The sequence below is a fragment of the Pseudomonas koreensis genome (genome assembly GCF_024169245.1).
In the GTDB taxonomy this organism is placed as follows: Bacteria; Pseudomonadota; Gammaproteobacteria; order Pseudomonadales; family Pseudomonadaceae; genus Aquipseudomonas; species Aquipseudomonas koreensis_F.
Genome location: NZ_JALJWP010000001.1, coordinates 798048 through 824179 on the forward strand (window position 1 = coordinate 798048; position 26132 = coordinate 824179).

General features: G+C 60.9%; 20 protein-coding genes. 14 read left to right on the plus strand and 6 right to left on the minus strand.

The features are described 5' to 3' along the window. Positions 1-180 precede the first annotated feature (180 nt). Positions 181-444 carry a hypothetical protein gene (locus J2Y90_RS03725; protein ID WP_016772808.1) on the plus strand — a complete coding sequence of 88 codons (264 nt, stop codon included), beginning with the start codon at positions 181-183 and terminating at the stop codon, positions 442-444. Between the two features lie 162 nt (positions 445-606). Here the strand turns inward: J2Y90_RS03725 and J2Y90_RS03730 are convergent, their stop codons facing one another. Both J2Y90_RS03730 and J2Y90_RS03735 read right to left on the minus strand, forming a co-directional pair. Beyond that, positions 607-1710 carry a GlxA family transcriptional regulator gene (locus J2Y90_RS03730; protein ID WP_007949927.1) on the minus strand — a complete coding sequence of 368 codons (1104 nt, stop codon included), beginning with the start codon at positions 1708-1710 and terminating at the stop codon, positions 607-609. Between the two features lie 548 nt (positions 1711-2258). Beyond that, positions 2259-3635 carry an L-serine ammonia-lyase gene (locus J2Y90_RS03735; RefSeq protein WP_253496640.1) on the minus strand — a complete coding sequence of 459 codons (1377 nt, stop codon included), beginning with the start codon at positions 3633-3635 and terminating at the stop codon, positions 2259-2261. A 435-nt stretch (positions 3636-4070) separates the two neighbouring features. Here J2Y90_RS03735 and J2Y90_RS03740 point away from each other — a divergent pair, with 435 nt between their 5' ends. The 3 genes from J2Y90_RS03740 to choV all read left to right on the plus strand — a co-directional run bounded on the left by J2Y90_RS03740 (position 4071) and on the right by choV (position 7116). After that, a complete protein-coding gene (locus J2Y90_RS03740; RefSeq protein WP_253496643.1) occupies positions 4071-5018 on the plus strand; it encodes a choline ABC transporter substrate-binding protein in 948 nt (315 codons plus the stop codon). Positions 5019-5095: 77 nt separating this feature from the next. Next, positions 5096-5941, plus strand: coding sequence for a choline ABC transporter permease subunit (choW, locus tag J2Y90_RS03745; protein WP_016772805.1), 846 nt, complete (start codon positions 5096-5098; stop codon positions 5939-5941). Further along, positions 5938-7116 (plus strand): choline ABC transporter ATP-binding protein, encoded by a 1179-nt coding sequence (gene choV, locus J2Y90_RS03750; protein ID WP_016772804.1) that lies wholly within the window; start codon positions 5938-5940, stop codon positions 7114-7116. The genes choW and choV overlap by 4 nt, the downstream gene beginning before the upstream one ends. A 178-nt stretch (positions 7117-7294) precedes the next feature. On the opposite strand, the gene J2Y90_RS03755 is transcribed toward choV, so the two are convergent. After that, positions 7295-9235 (minus strand): BCCT family transporter, encoded by a 1941-nt coding sequence (locus tag J2Y90_RS03755; RefSeq protein ID WP_223630511.1) that lies wholly within the window; start codon positions 9233-9235, stop codon positions 7295-7297. Between the two features lie 486 nt (positions 9236-9721). Between J2Y90_RS03755 and betI the strand changes: the two genes are divergently transcribed. The 9 genes from betI to yccS all read left to right on the plus strand — a co-directional run bounded on the left by betI (position 9722) and on the right by yccS (position 23557). Further along, complete coding sequence (gene betI, locus J2Y90_RS03760; protein WP_042561476.1) at positions 9722-10315, plus strand: transcriptional regulator BetI; 594 nt, start codon at positions 9722-9724, stop codon at positions 10313-10315. Positions 10316-10403: 88 nt separating this feature from the next. Beyond that, positions 10404-11876, plus strand: coding sequence for a betaine-aldehyde dehydrogenase (gene betB, locus J2Y90_RS03765; RefSeq protein ID WP_253496646.1), 1473 nt, complete (start codon positions 10404-10406; stop codon positions 11874-11876). A gap of 178 nt (positions 11877-12054) precedes the next feature. Beyond that, on the plus strand, positions 12055-13758 hold the full coding sequence (gene betA / locus J2Y90_RS03770; protein ID WP_253496649.1) for a choline dehydrogenase: 1704 nt from the start codon (positions 12055-12057) through the stop codon (positions 13756-13758). Between the two features lie 252 nt (positions 13759-14010). Further along, complete coding sequence (locus tag J2Y90_RS03775; RefSeq protein ID WP_253496651.1) at positions 14011-15453, plus strand: TldD/PmbA family protein; 1443 nt, start codon at positions 14011-14013, stop codon at positions 15451-15453. Further along, entirely contained in the window at positions 15453-16790 is a 1338-nt protein-coding gene (locus J2Y90_RS03780; protein ID WP_253496654.1) for a TldD/PmbA family protein, read from the plus strand. The genes J2Y90_RS03775 and J2Y90_RS03780 overlap by 1 nt, the downstream gene beginning before the upstream one ends. Before the next feature lie 63 nt (positions 16791-16853). After that, positions 16854-18362 (plus strand): multidrug transporter subunit MdtD, encoded by a 1509-nt coding sequence (mdtD, locus tag J2Y90_RS03785; protein WP_429460796.1) that lies wholly within the window; start codon positions 16854-16856, stop codon positions 18360-18362. Between the two features lie 80 nt (positions 18363-18442). After that, the gene (gene dbpA, locus J2Y90_RS03790; RefSeq protein WP_024014613.1) at positions 18443-19828 is read left to right on the plus strand and encodes an ATP-dependent RNA helicase DbpA; all 1386 of its coding nucleotides are present in this window, start codon (positions 18443-18445) and stop codon (positions 19826-19828) included. A 131-nt stretch (positions 19829-19959) separates the two neighbouring features. Next, the gene (locus J2Y90_RS03795) at positions 19960-21138 is read left to right on the plus strand and encodes an NAD(P)/FAD-dependent oxidoreductase (protein WP_253496659.1); all 1179 of its coding nucleotides are present in this window, start codon (positions 19960-19962) and stop codon (positions 21136-21138) included. A gap of 226 nt (positions 21139-21364) precedes the next feature. Continuing rightward, positions 21365-23557 (plus strand): YccS family putative transporter, encoded by a 2193-nt coding sequence (gene yccS / locus J2Y90_RS03800; RefSeq protein ID WP_253496662.1) that lies wholly within the window; start codon positions 21365-21367, stop codon positions 23555-23557. 110 nt (positions 23558-23667) lie between these two features. On the opposite strand, the gene J2Y90_RS03805 is transcribed toward yccS, so the two are convergent. Then, entirely contained in the window at positions 23668-24405 is a 738-nt protein-coding gene (locus tag J2Y90_RS03805; RefSeq protein WP_253496665.1) for a substrate-binding periplasmic protein, read from the minus strand. Between the two features lie 255 nt (positions 24406-24660). Here J2Y90_RS03805 and J2Y90_RS03810 point away from each other — a divergent pair, with 255 nt between their 5' ends. Next, on the plus strand, positions 24661-25113 hold the full coding sequence (locus J2Y90_RS03810) for a GNAT family N-acetyltransferase (RefSeq protein WP_253496668.1): 453 nt from the start codon (positions 24661-24663) through the stop codon (positions 25111-25113). Between the two features lie 97 nt (positions 25114-25210). On the opposite strand, the gene J2Y90_RS03815 is transcribed toward J2Y90_RS03810, so the two are convergent. Together J2Y90_RS03815 and J2Y90_RS03820 are read right to left on the minus strand one after the other, a co-directional pair. Then, complete coding sequence (locus J2Y90_RS03815; RefSeq protein ID WP_253496671.1) at positions 25211-25507, minus strand: winged helix-turn-helix domain-containing protein; 297 nt, start codon at positions 25505-25507, stop codon at positions 25211-25213. 114 nt (positions 25508-25621) lie between these two features. Beyond that, positions 25622-26113: a M48 metallopeptidase family protein gene (locus J2Y90_RS03820; protein ID WP_042606612.1), complete on the minus strand. Its 492-nt coding sequence runs from the start codon at positions 26111-26113 to the stop codon at positions 25622-25624. Positions 26114-26132 lie beyond the last annotated feature (19 nt).

Sequence of the window (26132 nt, forward strand, 5' to 3'; positions counted from 1 at the left end):
GGTGACCAAACCTTCGTGAAGCGAGCTGGGGCCAGTTTGCCTACTCGCCCATTCAGTCGGTTAGCCGAAAACGACCTGTTCATAGTCGTCCCGGCCACCGCGACAAAACGCCCTTGCCGCGTCCGGTCGGGGCCACCAGAATCGAGCCAAGACCTCCGTTGCCACAGAAGGATTTGCGTAATGATGTACGCCGATTTGATTGACCAGGAAGATCTGTTGGGCCAGCTCAAGGCCTTGGGTATCCAGGTGCCGAGCGGTACCACCGCCGAGCAGGCCTGTGAGTGTGCGGTGCGAGGATTGGATAACGTCCGCGCGTTTGAACTGCGCAAGATGGTCAAGGACATGTACACCAGCGGCGCCAGCATCCAGCCGGCGGTGCGTCAGGCGATCGACAAGCAGTTGTTGCCGGCTCTTTCGGATTACCAGCAGTCCCACAGCGCCTGAGAAAAGATCAAAAGATCGCGGCCTTCGGCAGCTCCTACATTGATCGTTCCCACGCTCTGCGTGGGAATGCAGCCCGGGACGCTCTGCGTCCCACAAGGCCGAACGCAGAGCGTCCGTTGAGGCGTTCCCACGCAGAGCGTGGGAACGATCACATCTTTTGCTTTACAGCCTTACACTGGCAAACGTCGACTCATTGCGCGCCTGACTCAGCGCCGACATCGGCCCCGACAGCGGCGACATCACGATCGCCTGCGGCAGCGGCAGCATGGCCACTTGCTGGGTGGTGTTGGAGCCGACGCGTTCGTCACGCGGCGGGATGCCGAAGTATTCGCGGTAGCACTTGGAGAAGTGCGGCGTGGAGACGAAACCACACACCGACGCCACTTCGATGATCGACATCGGCGTCTGCTTGAGCAGTTGCCGGGCGCGAATCAGCCGCAGTTTGAGGTAGTAGCGCGACGGCGAGCAGTGCAGGTATTTCTGGAACAACCGCTCCAGCTGTCGACGCGACACCGCGACATACACCGCCAGTTCATCGAGGTCGATCGGCTCTTCCAGATTGGCTTCCATCAGTGCGACGATTTCCTGCAGCTTCGGCTGGTTGGTGCCAAGCATGTGCTTGAGCGGCACGCGCTGGTGATCCTGCTCGTTGCGGATGCGTTCGTAGACGAACATTTCCGAGATCGCTGCGGACAATTCGCGACCGTGATCGCGGCTGATCAGGTGCAGCATCATGTCCAGCGGCGCGGTGCCGCCGGAGCTGGTGAAGCGGTTGCGGTCGAGGGTGAACAGGCGTGTGCTCATGGCCACGCGCGGGAAAGCTTCCTGCATCGCCGCCAGACATTCCCAGTGCACGCTGCAATCGAAGCCGTCGAGCAGACCGGCACAGGCCAGTGCCCAACTGCCGGTGCACACCGCGCCAAGCCGCTTGGACTGGCGCGCCTGGCTTTGCAGCCAGGAAACGTGCTCACGGGTCACGGTGCGTTGAATACCGATGCCGCCGCAGACAATCACAGTGTCCAGTGGCGGGGCTTTGTGCATCGAGGCGTCAGGGGTGATTTGCAGACCGTCACTGGCCCAGACCTGGCCGCCGTCGACAGTGAGGGTGCTCCAGCGATACAGCTCGCGACCGGACAATTGGTTGGCCATGCGCAGTGGCTCAACGGCGGACGCCAGGGAAATCAGCGTGAAATTGTCCAGCAGCAGAAAGCCGATGGATTGAGGCGCACGGTTCTGGGGTTGGGCCCCGGAGTTGAACGACGTCATCGCGGTATCTCCTCACACAAAGCGGGTGGTGGCCTCAGGCGGAGGCTCTTGTTATTGCCGGCGTTCTCACGAGGGAAGCAGGCTTTGTTATGACAGAGCAATTGCCATGCCTAAAATTGGATGGCCATTCAATAACTCCTGAAAACGACCTCGCGACGCGTCTATACGAGACCTCGGATCACGGCATTTCGAAGTGCCATCAAGCGCCTTAACCGCCCTGCCGCGCAGCCTGTGAGCAGATCGGTAGCACTTGTGGGAACTGGCCTGCAGAGGTTTTGCAAAGAGTGTCACCGCAAGCACGGGCGACGGACGGTCAGGTAACGACTGACAAGTCACGACTGACAATGGCTCTTGTCTGATTGCGACGCGCCAAAAGGTGGCGTGGCTGGATCGAGGTGTTCTTTTGTTGAGCAATTTTGACTGGTCTGGCGCTTTCGCGAGCAAGCTCGCTCCCACAGTAGATCTCCAGTGAACACAATATGTGTGAACCCAAGGTTCCAATGTGGGAGCGAGCTTGCTCGCGAAGAATTCACCTCGGTGTGGCGGGTTCAGCATTCAACCGCGCTGACCGCCAACCCACCGCGCGACGTTTCTTTATATTTGTCATGCATATCGGCGCCGGTATCGCGCATGGTGCGTATCACCCGGTCCAGCGAGATGAAGTGCTGACCGTCGCCACGCAGGGCCATTTGCGCCGCGTTGATCGCCTTCACCGCCGCAATCGCATTGCGCTCGATGCATGGCACTTGCACCAGCCCACCGACCGGGTCGCAGGTCAGACCCAGGTTGTGCTCCAGGCCGATTTCCGCCGCGTTGCACAATTGTTCAGGCGTGGCGCCGAGAATCTCCGCCAGCCCCGCCGCTGCCATGGCGCAGGCCGAACCGACCTCGCCCTGGCAACCGACTTCGGCGCCTGAGATCGAAGCGTTCTTCTTGCACAGAATGCCGACCGCCGCTGCGCTGAGGAAATAGTCGACGACGTTGGCGTCGGTGACCGCCTCGCTGAACTTCATGAAATAGTGCAGCACCGCCGGGATGATCCCCGCCGCACCGTTGGTCGGTGCGGTGACCATACGCCCGCCGGCAGCATTCTCTTCATTGACGGCCAGGGCGAACAGGTTGACCCACTCCATCGCGCTCAGGGTCGAGCCGATGACATTGGGTTTGTTCAGTTCCTGCAAACTGCGGTGCAACTTTGCCGCACGCCGCCGCACGTTCAGGCCACCGGGAAGGATGCCTTCGTGCTTGAGGCCCTGCTCGACGCAATCCTGCATCGCCCGCCACAGCTTCATCAGGCCGGCGCGGATTTCTTCTTCGCTGCGCCAGACCTTTTCGTTGGCCATCATCAGTTCGGCAACGCGCAGGTTGTGTTTTTTGCACAACTCCAGCAGCTCGACCGCACTGGAGAAGTCGTAGGGCAATTCGGTGCGATCCAGATCGACCACACCGCTGGCCGCTTGCGCCTCGTCAACGACAAAGCCGCCGCCGATTGAATAGTAGGTGTCACGGTGCAGTTCACCGAACTCGCCTTCGGCAACCAGGGTCATGGCGTTGGGATGGAATGGCAGGTTTTCGTCGATCAGGCGCATGTCCCGCGCCCAGACAAACGGCACCGACAGACGACCATCCAATAACAGCGTATGCGTCTCGCGCAGCGCCTGAATGCGCGGGCCGATCTGCGACGGGTCGATTGCGTCCGGCCACTCGCCCATCAGGCCCATGATCACCGCGTTGTCACTGCCGTGGCCGACACCGGTGGCCGACAGCGAACCGAACAACTGCACCTCGATGCGCCGCACCTGTTCCAGCTGATGCTTGTCGCGCAGCGACTCGACGAACAGCGCGGCGGCGCGCATCGGCCCGACGGTGTGGGAACTGGAAGGGCCGATGCCGATTTTGAACAGGTCGAAAACGCTGATAGCCATTGCTGCAGAGCTCCTGAGAATACCGGTCCGGGCGGCAAAAGCGCCCGCTGGCGGAGCTGCTACGCTCAAGCTGCGATCCGCCGAATGCCGGCATCATCGGGCTTTTGTCGGCGCGCACGGCGTCTGACACCGACGCACTCATGTCCAGCAGCGTCGTTACGTTTTCGCCCCGCAAATACGCCGTTTTTATGCAGTTGCGCAGGTCCTCGGGGGCGGAAAAAAGCTGTAAGCGACGTCACCGACACTGGAAGCGACCATCCCTGTACTGGATACGACCCTCCCTGTAGGCGTCAGATTTTCACTGGTACATGATCGGGATGACTCGATTGCCAGGCGCTGCGGTAGAGCTGTCTTACGAACGCCACCAACCGCAACCCATAAGTGCGGTGGTCCACAGTCGGAACACTGCCAAAAAAAACACCAAGGAGTCCATCCATGAAAGGTTCCCCGTCGTTGTTGTTGGCCGCCCTGCTGAGTCTGCCGTTACTGGCGCAAGCCGCAGAACCGGCACAGTGCAGCCTCGTTAACTTCTCCGATGTCGGCTGGACCGACATCACCGCGACCACCGCCACCACTTCCGTTGTTCTCAACGCCCTCGGCTACAAGACCAAGACCACCATGATCTCCGTGCCCGTGACCTACAAGTCGCTGGCCGACGGCAAGAACATGGACGTGTTTCTCGGTAACTGGATGCCGACCATGGAGAACGACATCAAGCCGTACCGCGATGCCGGCACTGTCGACACCGTGCGCACCAATCTCAAGGGTGCCAAATACACCCTCGCCGTGCCGCAAGCCCTGTACGACAAAGGCCTGCATGATTTCGCCGATATCGCCAAATTCAAGAAAGAGCTCGACGGCAAGATCTACGGCATCGAGCCAGGCAACGACGGCAACCGGCTGATCCAGAGCATGATCGACAAGGACGCCTTCGGCCTGAAAACCGCCGGTTTCAAAGTTGTCGAATCCTCCGAGGCCGGCATGCTCTCGCAAGTCGACCGGGCGCAGAAGCGCGACACCGCCGTGGTCTTCCTCGGCTGGGCGCCGCACCCGATGAACAAGCGTTTCAAGATTCAGTACCTGACCGGTGGCGATGACTTCTTCGGCCCCGATTTCGGCGCAGCCACCGTGGCCACCAACACCCGCAAGGGTTACGCCGAAGAATGCAGCAACGTCGGTCAGCTGTTGAAAAACCTGGAGTTCACCGTCGACATGGAAAGTGAACTGATGGGCAACATCCTCGACGACAAGATGAAGCCTGACGCGGCCGCCAAGGCCTGGCTGAAAAAGAATCCTCAGGTGCTCGAAACCTGGCTCGCTGGCGTGACCACCATTGGCGGTAAACCAGGCCTGGAGGCCGTGAAAGCCAAGCTCGCGCCTTGATTCGAGGGGCATCGCTTATGCCGGGCAGGCGTGCCTGCCCGGGCTGTTAATTTCCTTGCATGCGGACGTTCACTACCATGCTGATTGATCAGAAAATACCTCTAGGCCAGTACATCGCGGGCTTCGTCGAATGGTTGACGCAACACGGCGCCAACACCTTCGACGCAATCGCCGTGACACTGGAAACGATGATCCACGGCGTGACGTTTGCGCTGACCTGGTTCAACCCACTGGTGCTGATTGGCCTGATCGCCATCATCGCCCACCTGATTCAACGCAAGTGGGGCCTGACCGCGTTCGTGGTCGCCTCGTTCCTGCTCATCCTCAATCTGGGGTACTGGCAGGAAACCATGGAAACCCTCGCCCAGGTGCTGTTCGCCACCCTGGTCTGCGTGTTGATCGGCGTGCCGCTGGGCATCGTCGCCGCGCACAAACCGATGTTCTACACCATGATGCGGCCGGTGCTCGATCTGATGCAGACCGTACCGACCTTCGTTTACCTCATTCCTACCCTGACCCTCTTCGGGCTGGGTGTGGTACCGGGCCTGATCTCCACGGTGGTCTTCGCCATCGCAGCGCCGATCCGCCTGACCTACCTGGGCATCCGCGATGTCCCGCAAGAACTGATGGACGCCGGCAAGGCCTTCGGCTGCTCGCGTCGCCAACTGCTCTCAAGGATCGAACTGCCGCACGCCATGCCAAGCATCGCGGCCGGCATCACCCAGTGCATCATGCTGTCGCTGTCGATGGTGGTGATCGCGGCACTGGTCGGCGCCGACGGACTCGGCAAACCGGTGGTCAACGCACTGAACACTGCTGATATTGCGCTGGGCTTCGAAGCAGGCCTGGCAATCGTACTGCTGGCGATCATGCTCGACCGTATCTGCAAACAACCCGACGCCAAAGTAGGGGGTGACGCATGAGCATAATTCGCTTCGAAGACGTCGACGTAATCTTCTCCAAAGACCCGCGCGAGGCGCTCAAGCTGCTCGATCAGGGCATGACCCGCAACGAGATCCTGAAGAAGACCGGGCAGATCGTCGGCGTGGAAAAAGCCACGCTGGACATCAACAAGGGCGAGATCTGCGTGCTGATGGGCCTGTCCGGTTCGGGCAAATCCAGCCTGCTGCGCTGCATCAACGGCCTCAACACCGTGAGCCGCGGCAAGTTGTTCGTCGAGCATGAAAACCGCCAGATCGACATCGCTTCCTGCACGCCCGCCGAGCTGAAGATGATGCGCACCAAGCGCATTGCCATGGTATTCCAGAAGTTCGCCCTGATGCCTTGGCTGACGGTGCGCGAGAACATCAGTTTCGGTCTGGAAATGCAGGGTCGACCGGAGAAGGAACGCAAAAAACTTGTCGATGAGAAACTCGAACTGGTCGGCCTGACCCAGTGGCGCAACAAGAAGCCGGACGAACTCTCCGGCGGCATGCAGCAGCGCGTCGGCCTCGCCCGCGCGCTGGCCATGGACGCCGACATTCTGCTGATGGACGAACCGTTCTCGGCTCTCGACCCGCTGATCCGCCAGGGTCTGCAGGATGAACTGCTGGAGCTGCAACGCAAGCTGAGCAAGACCATCGTGTTTGTCAGCCACGACCTTGATGAAGCACTCAAACTCGGCAGCCGCATCGCGATCATGAAGGACGGTCGGATCATCCAGTACAGCGTGCCGGAAGAAATCGTCCTCAACCCGGCGGACGACTATGTGCGCACCTTTGTCGCCCACACCAACCCGCTCAACGTGCTCTGCGGCCGCAGCCTGATGCGCACGCTGGACAAGTGCAAACGCATCAACGGCTCGGTGTGCCTGGATCCTGGCGGCGACTCGTGGCTGGACCTGGCTGAAGGCAACACCATCAAAGGCGCACGCCAGAACGGCTCGGTGCTGAACCTGCAGAACTGGGCACCGGGGCAAGCGGTGGAAGGCCTGGAGCGCAAACCGACGCTGGTGGACTCGAACATCGGCATGCGTGACGCGCTGCAGATCCGTTATCAGACCGGCAACAAGCTGGTCCTGCACGATAACAATCATGTGGTGGGGATTCTGGGGGACAGCGAGCTGTATCACGCGTTGCTGGGCAAGAATCTGGGGTAAACCCCGCAGACACGAAAACGCCGCGAGACTATCGCGGCGTTTTTGTTTGAAGATCAAAAGATCGCAGCCTTCGGCAGCTCCTACAGGGGGAATGCGATCCATGTAGGAGCTGCCGAAGGCTGCGATCTTTTAAAGGAACAACGCGGTGCTTCAGACAGAAACACCGCGCTCTTACGGTTTAGCTATACACCCGGCCAAGGAGCTGCCGATGGCTTTCAAACTGATCCAGCACATCCCGCGTAATCTGCTCAGGAGTGAAGCCCATCAAGTCGTAGTCCTGACTGCCATTGTGCAGATACACCTCAGCACGGTAATAACGCTGGCGCGCTTCATCGGACTGTGCCGATTCGGTCGGAGTCGCCAGATAACCATCCAGGCTCACTTCGTAAACGAAAGGGTTGCCCTCCTCCATCTCGACCCGCACGCCCATGCAACGCTTGGCCTTGCCCAGCAGCGTCTGCACTTCAATGCCCTGATTGCGCAATTGCGCCGCTGCATCTTCCAGCGCCGGAGTGACGTGCTTGTCCATGAAGCGCTGCACCACCGATTGGCTCGGCTGCAGATCCAGTTGCGTCAGGCGCTCGCTGAAACCACGGCGCCCGCGCTCGGCCAGTTGCGCTTGCTCCTGTTCGATCTGCACGTCCTGGCGCATCGCCTTGTGCAGGCCGAACATGAAGCAGATCAGCACCACCGAGAACGGCAGGCCGGCCAGCACCACCATGGTCTGCATGGCTTCGAAGTTGCCGGCGAACAGCAGGCCGATGGTCACCAGGGTGATCACCACCGACCAGAAGATCCGCAGCCAGTGCGGCGCGTCTTCATCGACGTTGCCGCCCTTGCAGGAAAGATTCGCCATCATCACCGCGCCGGAGTCGGCCGGGGTCAGGAACAGCACGAAGCCGACAAAGATCGACACCCCGATGACGACTTTCGACGCCGGGTAATGCTCAAGCAACTGATAGATCGCCATCGACGGCTGTTCCAGCGCCGTCTTGCCCAGCTCCACCGCGCCCTGATTCATCACCAGATCCAGCGCCGAGTTGCCGAAGATCGACAGCCACGCCAAGGTGAAGCCCAGCGGAATCAGCAGCACGCCAGCAACCAGCTCACGCACGCTGCGGCCACGGGAAATCCGTGCGATGAACATGCCCACGAATGGCGCCCAGGAAATCCACCAGGCCCAGTAGAACAGCGTCCACAGGCCCAGCCAGCGATCGGACTTGGCGCTGTCGCCTTCATAGACGTACAGGTCGAAGGTCTTCAGCACCACGCCGTTGAGGTAGTCACCGATGTTCTGCACGAAGCCGTTGAGCAGGTGCAAAGTCGGGCCGAACAGCAGAACGAAAATCAGCAGGCCGCTGAACAGCACGATGTTCAGGTTGGACAGACGACGGATGCCGTTTTCCACACCCGACACGGCGGCGATGGTCGCCACGGTGCTCATGACGATGATGACGATCAGCAGGTTGGTGTTGCTGTGCTCCATGCCGAACAGGTTTTCCAGCCCGGACGACACTTGCAGCGAGCCAATCCCCAGGTTGGTCACCAGACCCAGCAGGGTGACGAACATGCCGAAGCCATCCACCGCGTGCCCGGCCGCGCCCTTGACCCAACGCTCGCCGACCAGCGGATACAGCGCCGAACGCAGCGCCAGCGGTTGGTTATGCCGATAGGCAAAATACGCCACGGCCAGACCGACCAGCGCGTAGATCGCCCAGCCGTGCAGGCCCCAGTGCAGGAAGGTCAGTTGCACCGCCTGCCGCGCGGCCATATTCGTGGCCGAGGTGCCTTCCGGCGGATTGAAATAGTGATCCAGCGGCTCGGACGCGCCGAAGTACAACAGCGAAATGCCGATGCCCGACGAGAACAGCATCCCCGCCCAGGCGCCGTAACTGAAATCCGGGGTGTCGTCCTTGCTGCCCAGTTTGAGTTTGCCGTACGAGGAAAACGCCAGACCGACCACGAACACCAGGTAGGCAGCGATCACCACCATGTAGTACCAGCCGAAGCTGCGCGACAACCAGGCCTGGGCCATCCCCAACATTCTGCCGGCCTCTTGCGGGGCGATGATCAGAATGGCGGTCAACAACAGAATCAGCGCGGTCGAGGTGTAGAACACCCAACCGTTGACCGTCACCTTCTCGGGCGGGGTCTTTATTAGCGAGGCAGAACTCATGGCACAAATGCTCCAGGCAGTGCGAGAGAAGAACACAAGGCATCACGGAACCCGACCAATCGGTTAGTTGGCAGCCGACCGGCGGGTGATATAAAGACACTCCGAAAAAAGCCCGAACCTGCCGAAATGGCGTTGCGTATTCGCTTTCGTGGCCAGAGGTGCCGGACGTTCATCCGAAACCTGGCCCCGAGCGTCTTGCCCTTTCAACACGTCCATCGAATCGCGAACCGCGCCATGCCCCACGCAGGTTTCGAGCCGTTTCAGGTGTCGGTTTTTATCGTCATCACGCGTAGGAATTTTCTGTAGGCAGCGACGAATTGTCGCAGATCTTATTCTTTGTTGATTGAACGTTCAATCAAAACAAAATAGACTGGCCCTCAATCCGATCGGCGTCATTCGCCCCTCGGAAGGCCTAAGGAGATGTGCAAGATGCCCAAGGTCGGTATGCAACCCATCCGCCGCCAACAACTGATCGAAGCCACTTTGCAGGCCGTCGATCAGGTCGGAATGGGGGACGCCAGCATTGCGCTGATCGCCCGTTTGGCCGGTGTCTCGAATGGCATCATCAGTCATTATTTTCAGGACAAGAACGGCCTGATCGCCGCCACGATGCGGTACCTGATGACCGCCCTCAGCGAGAGCGTCACCGCGCGCCGTCAGGCGCTGGCAGATGACAGCCCACGGGCGCATCTGCAGGTGATCATCGAAGGCAACTTCGACGCCAGCCAGGTCAATGGCCCGGCAATGAAAACCTGGCTGGCCTTCTGGGCCACCAGCATGCACCAGCCGTCTTTGCACAGGTTGCAGCGGATCAACGATCACCGTCTGTATTCCAACCTGTGCTGCCAGTTCCGCCGTGTGCTGCCGCTCGAAGATGCGCGCAGCGCCGCCCGGGGTCTGGCAGCGTTGATTGACGGCTTGTGGTTGCGCGGCGCGCTGTCGGGAGACGCTTTCGACACGGCGCAGGCGCAACAGATCGCTTACGAATACATGGATTTCCAATTGGCCAAGCAGGTGAGTTAGAGCACACAGAAACCGCTCGACCCCTGAACTCCACCGCAGCGTGATCGCGGTGGTCAACGCCAACCACTTATGCACTTGCGAGGACACTATGGCCCGTTTCGAACTGCAAAAACTCTACATCGATGGCGCGTATACCGATGCCGGCAGCGATGCCACCTTCGAAGCCATCAACCCGGCGAACGGTGAAGTCCTCGCACTGGTGCAACGTGCGACCAAGGACGACGTCGAGCGCGCCGTGGTCAGCGCTGAAAAGGGCCAGAAAATCTGGGCCGCAATGACCGCCATGGAGCGTTCGCGCATCCTGCGTCGCGCCGTCGACATCTTGCGCGAGCGCAACGATGAGCTGGCCGCGCTGGAAACCCTGGACACCGGCAAATCCTTCTCCGAAACCAAGTACGTCGACATCGTCACCGGCGCTGACGTGCTGGAATACTACGCAGGCCTGGTGCCCGCCATCGAAGGCGAGCAGATCCCGCTGCGTGACACCTCGTTCGTTTACACCCGTCGCGAGCCGCTGGGCGTGGTCGCCGGTATCGGCGCGTGGAACTACCCGATCCAGATCGCCCTGTGGAAATCCGCTCCAGCCCTGGCGGCCGGTAACGCGATGATCTTCAAGCCAAGCGAAGTCACCTCGCTGACCACCCTGAAACTGGCTGAGATCTACACCGAAGCCGGCGTGCCGAACGGCGTGTTCAACGTCCTGACCGGCAGCGGCCGCGAAGTCGGCACTTGGCTGACCGAGCACCCGCGCATCGAGAAAATCTCCTTCACCGGCGGCACCGACACCGGCAAGAAAGTCATGGCCAGCGCTTCGGCTTCGTCGCTCAAGGACGTGACCATGGAACTGGGCGGCAAGTCGCCGCTGATCATCTGCGACGACGCCGATCTTGATCGCGCTGCCGACACGGCGATGATGGCCAACTTCTATAGCTCCGGTCAGGTCTGCACCAACGGCACTCGCGTGTTCGTACCGGCGCACCTGAAAGCCGCTTTTGAAGCCAAGATCGTTGAGCGCGTTGCACGCATCCGCGTCGGCAACCCGGAAGACGAAAACACCAACTTCGGCCCGCTGGTCAGCTTCGCCCACATGGAAAGCGTGCTGGCCTACATCGAAAAAGGTAAGGAACAAGGTGCCCGCGTACTGTGCGGCGGCGGTCGTCTGACCGACGGCGAATTCGCCAAAGGCGCGTTCGTGGCGCCAACCGTGTTCACCGATTGCAGCGACGACATGACCATCGTGCGCGAAGAAATCTTCGGCCCGGTCATGGCGATCCTCTCCTACGAAACCGAAGAAGAAGTGATCCGCCGCGCCAACGATACCGACTTCGGTCTGGCTGCCGGTATCGTCACCAAAGACCTGAACCGCGCGCACCGCGTGATTCATCAACTGGAAGCCGGTATCTGCTGGATCAACGCCTGGGGCGAGTCCGACGCGAAAATGCCGGTTGGCGGCTACAAGCAGTCGGGCGTGGGCCGTGAGAACGGCATCAGCTCGCTGAACAATTTCACCCGCATCAAATCGGTACAGGTCGAGCTGGGCGATTACGTCTCGGTGTTCTAAGACCCGAGATTTGCATTGCTCGCGAGGCCGTCTTCGCGAGCAGGCTCGCTCCCACAGGTTTGGTGTCATGCACCAAATCTGTGGCATCCCCAATCCCCTGTGGGAGCCAGCCTGCTGGCGATTGAGTGCAAAGCACTCACCAGGCCTGACCTGACCACTATCAAAGAGGGTGCATTCAATGTCCCAAGAATTCGATTACATCATCATCGGTGCCGGCTCGGCCGGTAACACCCTGGCGACCCGTCTGACTGAAGACGAAGGCGTCACCGTTCTGCTGCTCGAAGCCGGGGGCCCGGACTACCGCCTCGACTTCCGTACCCAGATGCCCGCCGCGCTGGCGTTCCCGCTGCAGGGTCGTCGCTACAACTGGGCCTATGAAACCGATCCAGAGCCGCACATGGACGGCCGCCGCATGGAATGCGGTCGCGGCAAGGGCCTTGGCGGCTCTTCGCTGATCAACGGCATGTGCTACATCCGCGGCAACGCGATGGACTATGACGGCTGGGCGAAACTGCCGGGCCTGGAAGACTGGTCGTACCTCGATTGCCTGCCGTATTTCCGCAAAGCCGAAACCCGTGACATCGGCCCGAACGATTACCACGGTGGCGACGGCCCGGTCAGCGTGACCACGCCAAAGGCCGGCAACAACCCGCTGTTCCACGCCATGGTTGAAGCCGGCGTGCAGGCCGGTTATCCGCGCACCGAAGACCTCAACGGCTACCAGCAGGAAGGCTTCGGCCCGATGGACCGCACCGTGACGCCGAACGGCCGCCGTGCTTCCACCGCCCGTGGTTACCTCGACATCGCTAAAAAGCGCTCGACCCTGACCATCGTCACCCACGCCCTGACCGACAAGATTCTCTTTGAAGGCAAGCGTGCGGTCGGCGTGCGTTACCTGATCGGCGACGCTGAGGAACGCGTTGAAGCCAAGGCGCGCAAGGAAGTCCTGCTGTGCTCCGGCGCCATCGCATCGCCGCAGATTCTGCAGCGCTCCGGCGTCGGCCCGGCGAAACTGCTGGAAAGCCTCGACATCCCGGTGGTTCACGATCTACCGGGCGTTGGTGAAAACCTGCAGGATCACCTTGAGCTGTACCTGCAATACGCCTGCACCCAACCGGTCTCGCTGTACCCGTCGCTGCTCTGGTACAACCAGCCGGCGATCGGCGCCGAGTGGCTGTTCAACGGCACCGGCATCGGCGCCAGCAACCAGTTCGAGGCCGGCGGCTTCATCCGTTCGCGTCCTGAATTCGAATGGCCGAACATCCAGTACCACTTCCTGCCGGTGGCGATCAACTACAACGGCAGCAACGGTGTGAAAGAGCACGGTTTCCAGGCGCACATGGGTTCCATGCGTTCGCCGAGCCGTGGCCGCATCCAGGTCAAATCCAAGGATCCGCGCCAGCACCCGAGCATCCTTTTCAACTACATGGCCACCGAGCAGGACTGGCAGGAATTCCGCGACGGCATCCGCCTGACCCGCGAAATCATGCAGCAGCCGGCACTGGATGCGTTCCGTGGTCGCGAAATCAGCCCGGGCATCGACGTGCAAACCGATGAGCAGCTCGACAAGTTCATCCGCGAGCACGCCGAAACCGCGTTCCACCCGTCCTGCTCGTGCAAGATGGGCACCGACGAAATGGCGGTGGTCGATGGCGAAGGTCGTGTGCATGGTATGCAGAGCCTGCGTGTGGTCGATGCCTCGATCATGCCGATCATCACCACCGGCAACCTCAACGCCCCGACGATCATGATGGCCGAAAAAATCGCCGACAAAATTCGTGGCCGCAAGCCACTGCCGCGCAGTAATGCGGCGTACTACGTCGCGAACGGCGCGCCGGTCAAGGGCAAGCCGATGCGGGATATCACCCCGGTTGTTCAGTAAGTCGTAGTACCGAGGCGCGGCCTTCGCGAGCAGGCTCGCTCCCACATTGGAATGCATTTCAACTGTGGGAGCGAGCCTGCTCGCGAAGGGGCCCTCAGATTCAGCACAAATTCCCCCGCTGCACAGTAAAACCTCCTACACCCCCTCTTCACTTGATCCTACCCCCACGCAGGCCTACTCTAGACCTCGCGCAACCGTTTCACCCCTCCCCGCTGTCGCCATGCCGCTACTCCATTACAAGGAGGTTCCCGAATGTTCGATTTCCACCCCCAGCTCAAGCAGCGCTTCGCTGCCTTGCGCACGGGCGCTGAATTTTTTTCCCTGCGGTATGTGCGCGAGTCCGGGCAGTACCTGTCGGTGCGCAAGAACGTCGCCGAACCGCCGAGCCTGAGCCGCGACGAAGGGGCGATGCTCACCGTGCGCGTCAATGGCGTCGAAGCCTACGCGGCGACCAATGACCTTTCGCAACAAGGCCTGCAAGCGGCCTTGGAACGCGCCGAGCAACAGGCTCGCCGACTCAAGCCGCACGCCTTGCTCGATCTGCGCGAGCAGCCGGTTTCCAGCGACCGCGCTGATTATTTTTCACCCAATCTCGAACAGCCCTTTCCTTCCCTGAACGAATGTTTCGAACTGCTCGGCGCGGAATCCGCTGCGGTGCCCAAGGATGAGCGCCTGGTCAATTGGCAGGTGAGTATCGGCATCACCCACGTCGAGCAGATCTATCTGAGCAGCGCCGGCGCCGAATTGCGTCAGGCCCAGCGCTTCGTCTATCCGGGCCTGGACGTCACTGCCTACGATGGCAACGACAGCCAGACCCGCAGCCTTGGCCGGGAGAATTTCGGCCAACAGGGTGGCGCCGATGTCATCAGCCGCTGCGGTCTGGTCGGCGCCGGCCCGCAAGTCGCCGATCAGGCCCTGCAATTGCTGCTCGCGCCGAACACCCCACAAGGCCCGCGCGACCTGCTGCTGATGCCCGATCAGATGATGCTGCAGATCCACGAATCCATCGGCCACCCGCTGGAGCTCGACCGCATCCTCGGTGATGAGCGCAATTACGCCGGCACCAGTTTCGTCAAAACCAGCGATTTCGGCAGCCTGCAATACGGCTCGAATTTGCTCAACGTGACTTTCGATCCGGATATTCCCGAAGAACTCGCCAGCTATGGCCATGACGACGACGGCACTGCGGCAAGCAAACAATTCCTGATTCGCGACGGACTGCTGCTGCGGCCACTGGGCGGAGCGCTGTCGCAATATCGTGCCGGGCTCGATGGCGTTGCCAACAGCCGCGCCTGCGGCTGGAACCGCCCGCCGATCGACCGCATGGCCAACCTCAATATCGAGCCCGGCGATCAGACGCTGGAGCAGATGATCAGCGGTATCGAGCACGGCATCTTGATGAGCACCAACCGCTCGTGGTCGATCGACGATGCCCGCAACAAATTCCAGTTCGGCTGTGAATGGGGCCAGCTGATCGAGAAGGGTGAGCTTAAAGGCGTGGTGAAAAATCCCAACTACCGGGCGATTTCCGCGCACTTCTGGAAGAGCCTGCGCGCCGTCGGCGATGCCAACACCGTCAAGGTGCTGGGCACGCCGAACTGCGGCAAGGGCGAACCGAACCAGGTGATTCGCGTCGGGCACGCTTCGCCGGCCTGCGTATTCAGCAATATTGATGTGTTTGGGGGAGACGCCTGATGAGCATTTCGAAGCGTCAGTCCGACGCCTTCAAGGTCATGGTCAACTGGTTGCGCGACAGCGTGCGCGAGCCGGAACAGTTCACGCTCAGCTACGCCGCCGAAGCCTCGGCGTTCGTGCGTTTCAATCACGCCAAGGTGCGCCAGGCCGGGCAAGTGCAGCAGGCCAACGTCGGTCTGAAACTGATCAATGACGGTCGCCACGCCGACCTGCAGATCACCTTGTCCGGGGATCAGGAAGCCGATCTGCAACGGCTCGCCGAAGGCCTGCAGCAATTGCGCGAAACCTTGCCGCTGCTGCCGCAGGATCCGTACCTGCTGCTCAATCACAACAGCTGGCAGAGCACGCACATACAAGCGCATCCGCTGCCGGACACCGAAGATGTCGTCGGGCAAATCTGCGCCGCCGCTGAAGGTCTCGATCTGGTCGGTTTTTATGCCGCTGGTCCGATCAGCCGCGGTTTCGCCAGTTCCGCCGGTGCGTTCGGCTGGCATGAGGCCAACAGCTTCAATTTCGATTTCAGCCTGTTCCATGAAAATGGCGAAGCGGTGAAGGCCAGCTACGCCGGGCACGACTGGAGCGATGAGGGGTTCGCCCGGCGTTTCGCCCAGGCCCGCGAACAGCTTGAGTTTCTCGGCCGACCGTTACGCACTTTGGCGCCCGGTCAGTACCGCGCCTATCTGGCGCCGGCGGCACTGGAAGAGATTATGGGCATGCTCAGCTGGGGCGGGTTCTCGGCGCAGTCGATTGCCAGCAAGAGCAGTCCGTTGCAGAAGCTCTACGTCGGCGATCAGGCCTTCAGCCCGCTGCTGTCGCTGGACGAAAAGGTCAGCGAATCGCTGAGCCCGGCGTTTTCCGCCGAGGGTTATCCGCGCAGCGATCTGCGTCTGATCGTCGAGGGCAAGGCCGGCGATCAACTGGTCGGCTCGCGCAGCGCTGCCGAATATGGTCTGGCGGCGAACGGCGCGGGTGGCGGCGAGATGCCCAGCGCGTTGAGCATGGCTGCAGGTGATCTGTCGCAGGAAGAGATCCTCAAGCAATTGGGCACCGGGCTGTACATCAGCAACCTGTGGTACCTGAACTACTCGGATCAACCGGCGGCGCGCATGACCGGCATGACCCGTTTCGCGACCTTCTGGGTCGAGAACGGCGAGATCCAGGCGCCGGTCAGCACCATGCGTTTCGACGACAGCGCTTACAACCTGCTCGGTTCGCAGCTGGAAGCTCTGACCACGGAACGCGAACTGCTGCTGTCGGCCAGTACGTACAGCCAGCGCAATACTTCGTCGGCATTGCTGCCGGGGGCGCTGATCAGCCGGTTGACGCTAACGCTGTAAATGCAAAACCTGTGGGAGCGAGCCTGCTCGCGAAAGCGGTAGATCAATCGACATCAATGTCGAATGAAATGGCCTCTTCGCGAGCAGGCTCGCTCCCACACTGACTGCGCTCGACTCCGAAATGCACTAACCACACGAGGTTCCATGCCCAACCGCCCGCCTCTCGACGCCATCACCGCCCGCTGGTTGCCGTGGGTCGTCGCCATTGCGTTCTTCATGCAGTCCCTCGACGGGACCATCCTCAATACCGCGCTGCCGGCCATGGCCAGCGATCTGGCCGAAGACCCGTTGCGCATGCAGGGCGTGATCATTGCCTACATGCTCACGGTGGCCCTGCTGATCCCGGCGTCAGGCTGGATCGCCGACCGCTTCGGCACCAAGAAAATCTTCTTCGGCGCGATCCTGCTGTTCAGCTTCGGCTCATTGCTCTGCGCCTTGTCCAGCAGCCTGAGCATGCTCATCGGTGCACGGGTGATACAGGGCCTCGGTGGTGCGCTGATGCTGCCGGTCGGGCGGCTGGTGGTGCTGCGTGCCTACCCGCGCTCGGAACTGGTGCGGATCATGGGTTTCATCACCATTCCCGGCCTGCTCGGTCCGCTGATCGGACCGACCATGGGCGGCTGGATGGTGGAATACCTGACGTGGCACTGGATCTTTCTGATCAATCTGCCGGTCGGGGTGATCGGTTGTTATGCAGTGTGGAAATTCATTCCCGACCTGCGCGGCACCGAGCGCACGCGCTTCGATAGCCTCGGCTTTCTGCTGTTCGGCGCGGCGATGATCCTCATCACCATTGCCATGGAAGGCCTTGGCGAATTGCATCTGCCGCATCTGCGGGTGATGTTGCTGCTGTTCGCCGGCATGGCCTGTCTGGCGGCGTACTGGCTGCGCGCCGGGCACATCGAAAACCCGTTGTTCGCGCCGTCGCTGTTCAAGACCCGCACCTTCGCCGTCGGCATTCTCGGCAACCTGTTTGCGCGCCTGGGCAGCGGCGCCCTGCCGTTTCTGGTGCCGTTGTTGCTGCAAGTCGCGTTGGGCTATTCGCCTTCGCAAGCCGGGATGAGCATGTTGCCGCTGGCCGCTGCGGCGATGGTCGCCAAGTGGGTCGCGCGGCCGCTGATCGAACGGCTCGGCTATCGCATCGTCCTCACCGGCAACACCCTGGCGCTGGGGATCATGCTGGCGAGCATGGGCCTGGTCAGTGAGCAGACGCCGTACTGGCTGCTGTTGTGCCTGCTGGCGGTGCTGGGGGCGATCAACTCGCTGCAATTCACCGCGATGAACACCGTAACCCTGATCGACCTCGACGATGCCAGCGCCAGCAGCGGCAACAGTCTGCTGTCGGTGGTGGCGCAGTTGTCGCTGAGCCTCGGGGTGGCCTGCGCCGGCGCGCTGCTTGGCGGCTTCACTGCGAAGGTCGGCAACGATGGTGTGGAAACCGTGCTCGGCGCCTTCCAGCTGACCTTCGTCACGGTCGGGGTGATGGCGATGCTGGCCGCGACGATTTTTTCGCAGCTGTCGAAAGAAGACGGACGCCGGGCGAAACGGCCGCAGGAGCACATCGAACATTAATCGCTGTTCGTCCAGAACTGTCGAGGAAACCGGCACGGGGCTGCTACACTGCGCGACATTTTGTTTTGCAGGCCAGTCCCGTGACCACCATCGCCACCGCTTTTAATACTCTGCCGCTGTCCGCCGCCATGCTGGCTAACCTCGAATCACTCGGTTATGCCCAGATGACGCCGATCCAGGCGCAGAGCTTGCCGGTGATCCTCAAGGGGATGGACCTGATCGCCCAGGCCAAGACCGGCAGCGGCAAGACCGCCGCGTTCGGCATCGGCCTGCTCAACCCGATCAATCCGCGCTACTTCGGTTGCCAGGCGCTGGTGATCTGCCCGACCCGCGAGCTGGCCGACCAGGTGGCCAAGGAAGTCCGTCGTCTGGCCCGTGCCGAAGACAACATCAAGGTCCTGACCCTCTGCGGTGGCGTGTCGTTCGGCCCGCAGATCGCTTCGCTCGAGCACGGCGCGCACATCATCGTCGGCACCCCGGGACGCATTCAGCAGCATTTGCGCAAGGGTTCGCTGGTGCTCGACGGCCTGAACACGCTGATCCTCGACGAAGCGGACCGCATGCTCGACATGGGTTTCTACGACGCCATCGAAGACATCATCATCAAGACCCCCGAGCGCCGCCAGACTCTGCTGTTCTCCGCGACCTACCCGGTGGGCATCAAGCAACTGGCATCGAAATTCATGCGCGATCCGCAGACCGTCAAGGCCGAAGCCTTCCACGACGACACGCAGATCGAGCAGCGCTTCTACGAGATCTCCCCGGAAGAGCGCATGAGCGCGGTGACCAAAGTCCTGCACCACTTCCGTCCGGCGTCCTGCGTGGCGTTCTGCTTCACCAAGCAGCAAGTGCAGGAAACCGTCGATCACCTGACCGCCAAAGGCATTTCCGCCGTCGGCCTGCACGGCGATCTGGAACAGCGTGACCGCGATCAGGTGCTGGCGATGTTCGCCAACCGCAGCACCTCCGTACTGGTCGCCACCGACGTCGCGGCCCGTGGTCTGGATATCGATGCACTGGACATGGTAATCAACGTCGAGCTGGCGCGGGATTCGGAAATCCACATCCACCGCGTCGGCCGTACCGGTCGCGCGGGCGAGAAAGGCATTGCCATCAGTCTGGTCGCGCCGTCCGAAGCACACCGCGCGCAAGCCATCGAACAACTGCAGAAGGCGCCGCTGAACTGGGATCAGATCGACAACCTCAAGTCTCAGGGCCTGGCGCCGCTGCAACCGCCGATGACCACCCTGTGCATCGGCGCTGGCCGTAAAGACAAGGTGCGTCCGGGCGACATTCTTGGCGCATTGACTGGCGAAGCGGGCATTCCCGGCGCGCAGGTTGGCAAGATTGCGATCTTCGATTTCCAGGCCTATGTCGCTGTCGAGCGCACCGTGGCCATGCAGGCCTTGCAGCGCTTGAATGACGGCAAGATCAAGGGCCGCTCGTTGCGCGTACGCATTCTCTGACCTGATCGTTCCCACGCTCTGCGTGGGAATGCATCCCGTGACGCTCCGCGTCACATAACAACGGACGCAGAGCGTCCATGGCGGCATTCCCACGCAGAGCGTGGGAACGATCATTGTGTGAGGACACCGTTTTGCGCTCTACCGAAGTCGTGATCATTGGCGCTGGCGCGGCCGGCTTGATGTGTGCCCTGACTGCCGCCGGGCGCGGGCGTCAGGTATTGCTGCTCGACCACGCGAACAAGGCCGGCAAGAAAATCCTCATGTCCGGCGGTGGTCGCTGCAATTTCACCAACATGTACACCGAACCGGGCAATTTCCTTTCGCAGAATCCGCATTTCTGCAAATCCGCGCTGGCGCGTTACACCCAGTGGGATTTCATCGGTCTGGTCGGCAAACACGCCGTGCCCTACCACGAGAAGAAACTCGGCCAACTGTTCTGCGATAACAAATCCAGCGACATCCTCGGCCTGCTCCTTGATGAATGCGATCAGGCCGGCGTCGATCTGCATCTGGACACCTCGATCCAGACCATCGAGAAAGTCGACAGCGGCTACCTGCTCGACACCACCCTCGGCCAGGTCCAATGCCAATCGTTGGTGATCGCCACCGGCGGCCTGTCCATCCCGACTCTGGGTGCTACCGGTTTCGGTTATCAGGTCGCCAAGCAGTTCGGCCATGAACTGCTGCCGACTCGCGCCGGGCTGGTGCCATTCACCATCACCGATCAGCTCAAGGATTTGTGCACGGAGCTATCCGGCACCTCGGTGGATTGTCTGGTCAGCTGCAACGAGCAGAGCTTTCGCGAGAACATCCTGTTCACTCACCGTGGCCTCAGCGGCCCGGCGATCCTGCAGATTTCCTCGTTCTGGGAACCCGGTGACACGGTAGAGATCAACCTGCTGCCGGACCACGACGCGGCGATCTGGCTGCAACAGCAGGTCGCCGAACGCCCGAACAGCGAACTGAAAACTTTGCTTGGCGAAATCTTCACCAAGAAGATGGCCAATCTGCTGGCGGACAACTGGTTTGTCTCCAAACCGATGAAGCAGTACACCCACGCTGAACTGGCGGATATTGCCGAAAAGCTCGGCAGCTGGAAGGTAGTGCCGGCGGGGACTGAAGGCTATCGCACCGCCGAGGTTACACTCGGTGGCGTCGATACCCGCGAAGTGTCGTCCAAGACCATGGAATCGCTGAAAAGCCCGGGCCTGTATTTCATTGGTGAAGTGCTTGACGTCACCGGGCATCTGGGCGGATTCAACTTCCAATGGGCCTGGGCCTCCGGTTACGCCGCTGCGCAGTACGTCTGATCCAACACAAATCACAACTGTGGGAGCGAGCCTGCTCGCGAATGCGGTATATCAGTCGACATATCTGTTGAATGACACTCCGCTTTCGCGAGCAGGCTCGCTCCCACAGTGGTTTGTGGTGTAAGTAAAAGGAACACTTTTTGCTGTCAGATGTGCTCGGCGCCATTGCGTCGGCGTCATTACTGGCTCAATTTAGCGGCATCGCCTCGGAAGGCCATCGCACTTCATGTCCTCGACCTCGTTTCGTCAGTCTTTGCGGCGCCTGTGGGCGCTGGATAAATTCAGTTACAGCGTGCGGGTATTCATCGCCCTGACCGGCAGTATGGCGCTGTGTTGGCATCAGGATGAAATGGGCCTGCTGATCCCGTTGTTCCTCGGCATCATCGCCAGCGCCCTGGCCGAAACCGACGACAGTTGGCAGGGCCGCCTCAACGCCCTCGCGGTGACGCTGGTGTGTTTCAGCATCGCCGCGCTGTCGGTGGAATTGCTCTTTCCCTACCCGATCATTTTTGCCGTGGCCCTGGCGCTGGCCAGTTTCAGCCTGACCATGCTCGGCGCGCTGGGCGAGCGTTACGGCGCGATCGCCTCGGCGACGCTGATTCTCTCCGTGTACACGATGATCGGCGTCGATCAGCGCGGCGGCGCGGTTACCGATTTCTGGCACGAACCGATGCTGCTGGTCGCCGGCGCGGCGTGGTACGGTCTGCTGTCGGTGCTATGGCAGGCGCTGTTTTCCAATCAACCGGTGCAGCAAAGCCTGGCACGATTGTTCCGTGAACTGGGCCTGTATCTGAAGCTGAAATCCTCGTTGTTCGAGCCGATCCGGCAGATGGACGTCGAGGCCCGCCGCCTCGAACTGGCGCAGCAGAACGGCCGGGTGGTCGCCGCACTCAACACCGCCAAGGAAATCATCCTGCACCGGGTCGGCAACGGTCGGCCGGGCTCGAAAGTCAGCCGTTATCTCAAGCTGTACTTCCTCGCGCAGGACATCCACGAACGCGCCAGCTCTTCGCACTACCCTTATAACGCACTGGCCGAAGCGTTTTTCCACAGCGACGTGCTGTTCCGCTGCCAGCGCCTGCTGCGTCAGCAAGGCAAGGCCTGCCGGGCGTTGGCCGAATCGATCCAGATGCGCCAGCCGTTCATTTACGACGCCAGTTTCGCCGAAGCCCTGAACGACCTCCACGCCTCCCTCGAACACTTGCGCATCCAGAGCAACCCGGCATGGCGCGGCCTGCTGCGTTCGCTGCGCGCACTGGCAGCCAACCTCGGCACCCTCGACCGCCTGCTTAGCGACGCAAGTAATCCCGACGCCTTGGCCGATGCCACCGACAGCAGCCTGCTCGACCGTTCACCGCGCAATCTCAAGGACGTGTGGATTCGCCTGCGCACGCAACTGACGCCCACCTCGCTGCTGTTCCGCCATGCCCTGCGCTTGCCGCTGGCCCTGAGCATCGGCTACGGCATGGTGCACCTGATTCACCCGTCGCAAGGCTACTGGATCATCCTAACCACGCTGTTCGTCTGCCAGCCGAACTACGGCGCCACACGGCGCAAACTCGGTCAGCGGATCATCGGCACGGCCATCGGCCTCACGGTGGCGTGGGCGCTGTTCGATCTGTTCCCCAACCCGGTGGTGCAGTCGTGCTTCGCCATCGCCGCCGGGGTGGTGTTCTTCACCAACCGCACCACACGCTACACCCTGGCGACGGCGGCGATCACCATCATGGTGCTGTTCTGCTTCAATCAGGTCGGCGATGGCTACGGGCTGTTTCTGCCACGGCTGTTCGATACCCTGCTGGGCAGTCTGATCGCCGGACTTGCGGTGTTCCTGTTTCTGCCGGACTGGCAGGGCCGACGCCTGAACAAAGTGCTGGCCAACACCCTGACCTGCAACAGCATCTACCTGCGCCAGATCATGCAGCAATACGCCGCCGGCAAGAGCGACGACCTCGCCTATCGCCTCGCCCGACGCAACGCCCATAACGCTGACGCGGCGCTGTCGACGACACTGGCGAACATGCTCATGGAGCCGGGGCATTTCCGAAAGGAAGCGGACGTTGGCTTCCGTTTCCTGGTGCTGTCGCACACGTTGCTCAGCTATTTGTCAGGGCTCGGCGCGCACCGTGAAACACAGTTGCCAGCGGAGGTGCGGGAGCATCTGATCGAAGGCGCCGGGGTGAAACTGGCGAGCAGCATCGACGAAATCGCCCAAGGCCTGGCGAGCAAGCAGCCGATTGCGATTCAGAGTGATGAAGAAGAAGCGCTGGCCAACGAGCTGGAGCAGATGCCGGACGAGATTGATGAGGGGCAGCGGCTGGTGCAGACGCAGTTGGCGCTGATTTGCCGGCAGTTGGGGCCGTTGCGCACGTTGGCGGCGCATCTGATCAAGGACACCAGTGAAATCAGCGCTGGCTGACAGGGCGTCATCGCGAGCAGGCTCACTCCTACAAGGGAACGCATTCCAACTGTAGGAGTGAGCCTGCTCGCGATAGGGCCATCAGCCCCACAATAATTCCAGCTCAGCCCTCACATTCCATGCCGCCGCAATAACTTCTCGTAGGTCCCGTCAGCCTTCATCGCTGCAATCGCCCGATCAAACCCGGCCACAATTTGCTCATGCTGCGGATTCTTCAGGCTGACCAATATGTGCAGGCTGTTCTCACTCAACGGCTTGGGTAGAAACTCGACCGAATTGCGCACCTTGGCCGATTCCCGCGCCAGGTAATATTTCGCCACGTATTCGTCTTCCAGCGTCAGCTTGACCCGGTCCGCCGCGAGCATGCGCACGCCCATGGCGAAGTTGTGCACAGGGACTTTCTGCATCGCTGTGTCGGCATCGAACGGTGCGGAATAGGCATACCCGCGCACCACCGCAATCGGGAAGGTGTGCAGTTGTTCAAGGTTGCTGTAGTCGATGGGTGCGTCTTTGCGCTTGAGGAACCGGATGCGGTTGATCAGGTACTCGGCGGAAAACTGGCCGATCTGCGTGCGTTCGTCGTTGTACCAGGCGTTGACCAGCACGTCGTAACGTCCCTCGCCGACCCCCAGCAACGCCCGCGCCCATGGCACTTGCTCGTAACCGCTGGCGTAACCGGCGCGCGCCAGTGCGGTGCTGACAATGTCGGTGGCCAGTCCTCCGTTGACCAGCGCATCGTCGGTAAACGGCGGCCAGTTATCGAACGCCAGCCGCAGCTTCTGCGCTGCAGCATCCTGGCCCAGCACCAGCAGTCCGATCAAAGCAACGGCTTGAAGCAATCGCAGCATGCTTGAACATCCTCAGCGGGCAACCGCCCGACGTGGTTTCACGTCAAAATCCAAGGCCCCTTACCGGCAAAACCCAAGCATTGAACATTAGCTCATGGGAGCCAGTACGCAGTGCCCTTCAGCAGATTACACAAAGTCTTGGGCGCCGCGAGAAAGGAATGATGGCATTTTGACCTTTGTCACAGACTGATACGCCATACAGACATCCGCAGCGGGTGCGCTTAGTATCGGGCGACGTGTTCAAGGAATCGAAAAATGACAATCGAGTGGATCTGCAAACATCACAGCGATCTGGGCAAAGAGCAATTGTATGCACTGTTGAAATTGCGCTCTGACGTGTTCGTGGTCGAACAGAAATGCGCCTATCCGGACCTCGACGGTCAGGATCTGGAAGGCGATACCTACCATCTGATGGGCTGGGAAAACGATCAGTTGATGGCTTACCTGCGCCTGCTCGATCCCGAATCCCAGGGCGGCGACGTGGTGATCGGCCGCGTGATCACCGCCCCTGTCGGGCGTGGCAAGGGGCTGGGGCACGCGATGATGGAACAGGCATTGAAACAGGCCGGGAAGCACTGGCCGCAGGTGCCGATCTATCTGTCGGCGCAGGCGCATTTGCAGGGGTATTACGGCAGATACGGATTTGCAGTGGCGGGTGAGGAATATCTCGAGGATGGCATTCCGCACATCGGGATGCGTCGCGCCTGAAGACCCCTTCGCGAGCAAGCTCGCTCCCACAGGAGAATGTATTCCAAATGTGGGAGCGAGCTTGCTCGCGAAGGCGTCAGGAACGTCGCCGCAGGAATCAGGGGTATTCCAGCACCGCTTTTATCTGCCGCAAATTCCGCTCGATCCACCCCCGATCAATCGCCCCCCAATCACGAATCCGGTAGCGCCCCGCATGATTGCGCGCGCCCTCTTCCTGCTCGAATTCACAAACGATATCCAGATCGGCCAGCGCGGCGATGGTGTCCTGCGCCGTGCGCCGGGGCATGCCGGTGACTTCGGTCAGCGCCGGCACGCTGGGCGCCAGGCCACTGTCGATCAGATGGGCCACATACAATCGGCGGTAGAAACTGCTTTTGGTCTTGCTTACGTCCATCTAAACACTCCCAACGTTAAAAGATCGTCCGAACGCGGCCCGAACCTTCGGCAGCTCCTACAGAAGATCGCATTCCAACTGTAGGAGCTGCCGAAGGCTGCGATCTTTTGATTCTTACTGCATATCCCGCCACGTCAGGTACACGCGCAGATCGAACTCGATCTGGTGATACCCCGGCAGCATGTGCTCGCACAATTTGTAGAACGCCTTGTTGTGATCCGATTCCTTGAAGTGCGCCAGCTCGTGCACCACGATCATCTTCAGAAAGTCCGGCGCGGCGTCCTTGAACAGCGAAGCGATGCGAATTTCCTTGTTGGCCTTGAGCTTGCCGCCCTGCACCCGCGAGACCGTGGTGTGCAGACCGAGGGCACGGTGAGTGAGGTCGAGGCGGTTGTCGAACAGCACCTTGTCGATGGCCGGAGCGTTGCGCATGTACTGCTGTTTCAGATCCAGTGCGTAGCTATACAACGCTTTGTCGCTTTGCACGTCATGCCGGCCCGAATAACGTTGATCCAGGTAATCACCGAGGCGCCCTTCGGCGATCAGTTGGCGCACCTGATCCTGCAAACGCTCGGGGTAGGCCTGGAGGTACTTCAACACAGTCATGGACGGCGACACGGCTCGG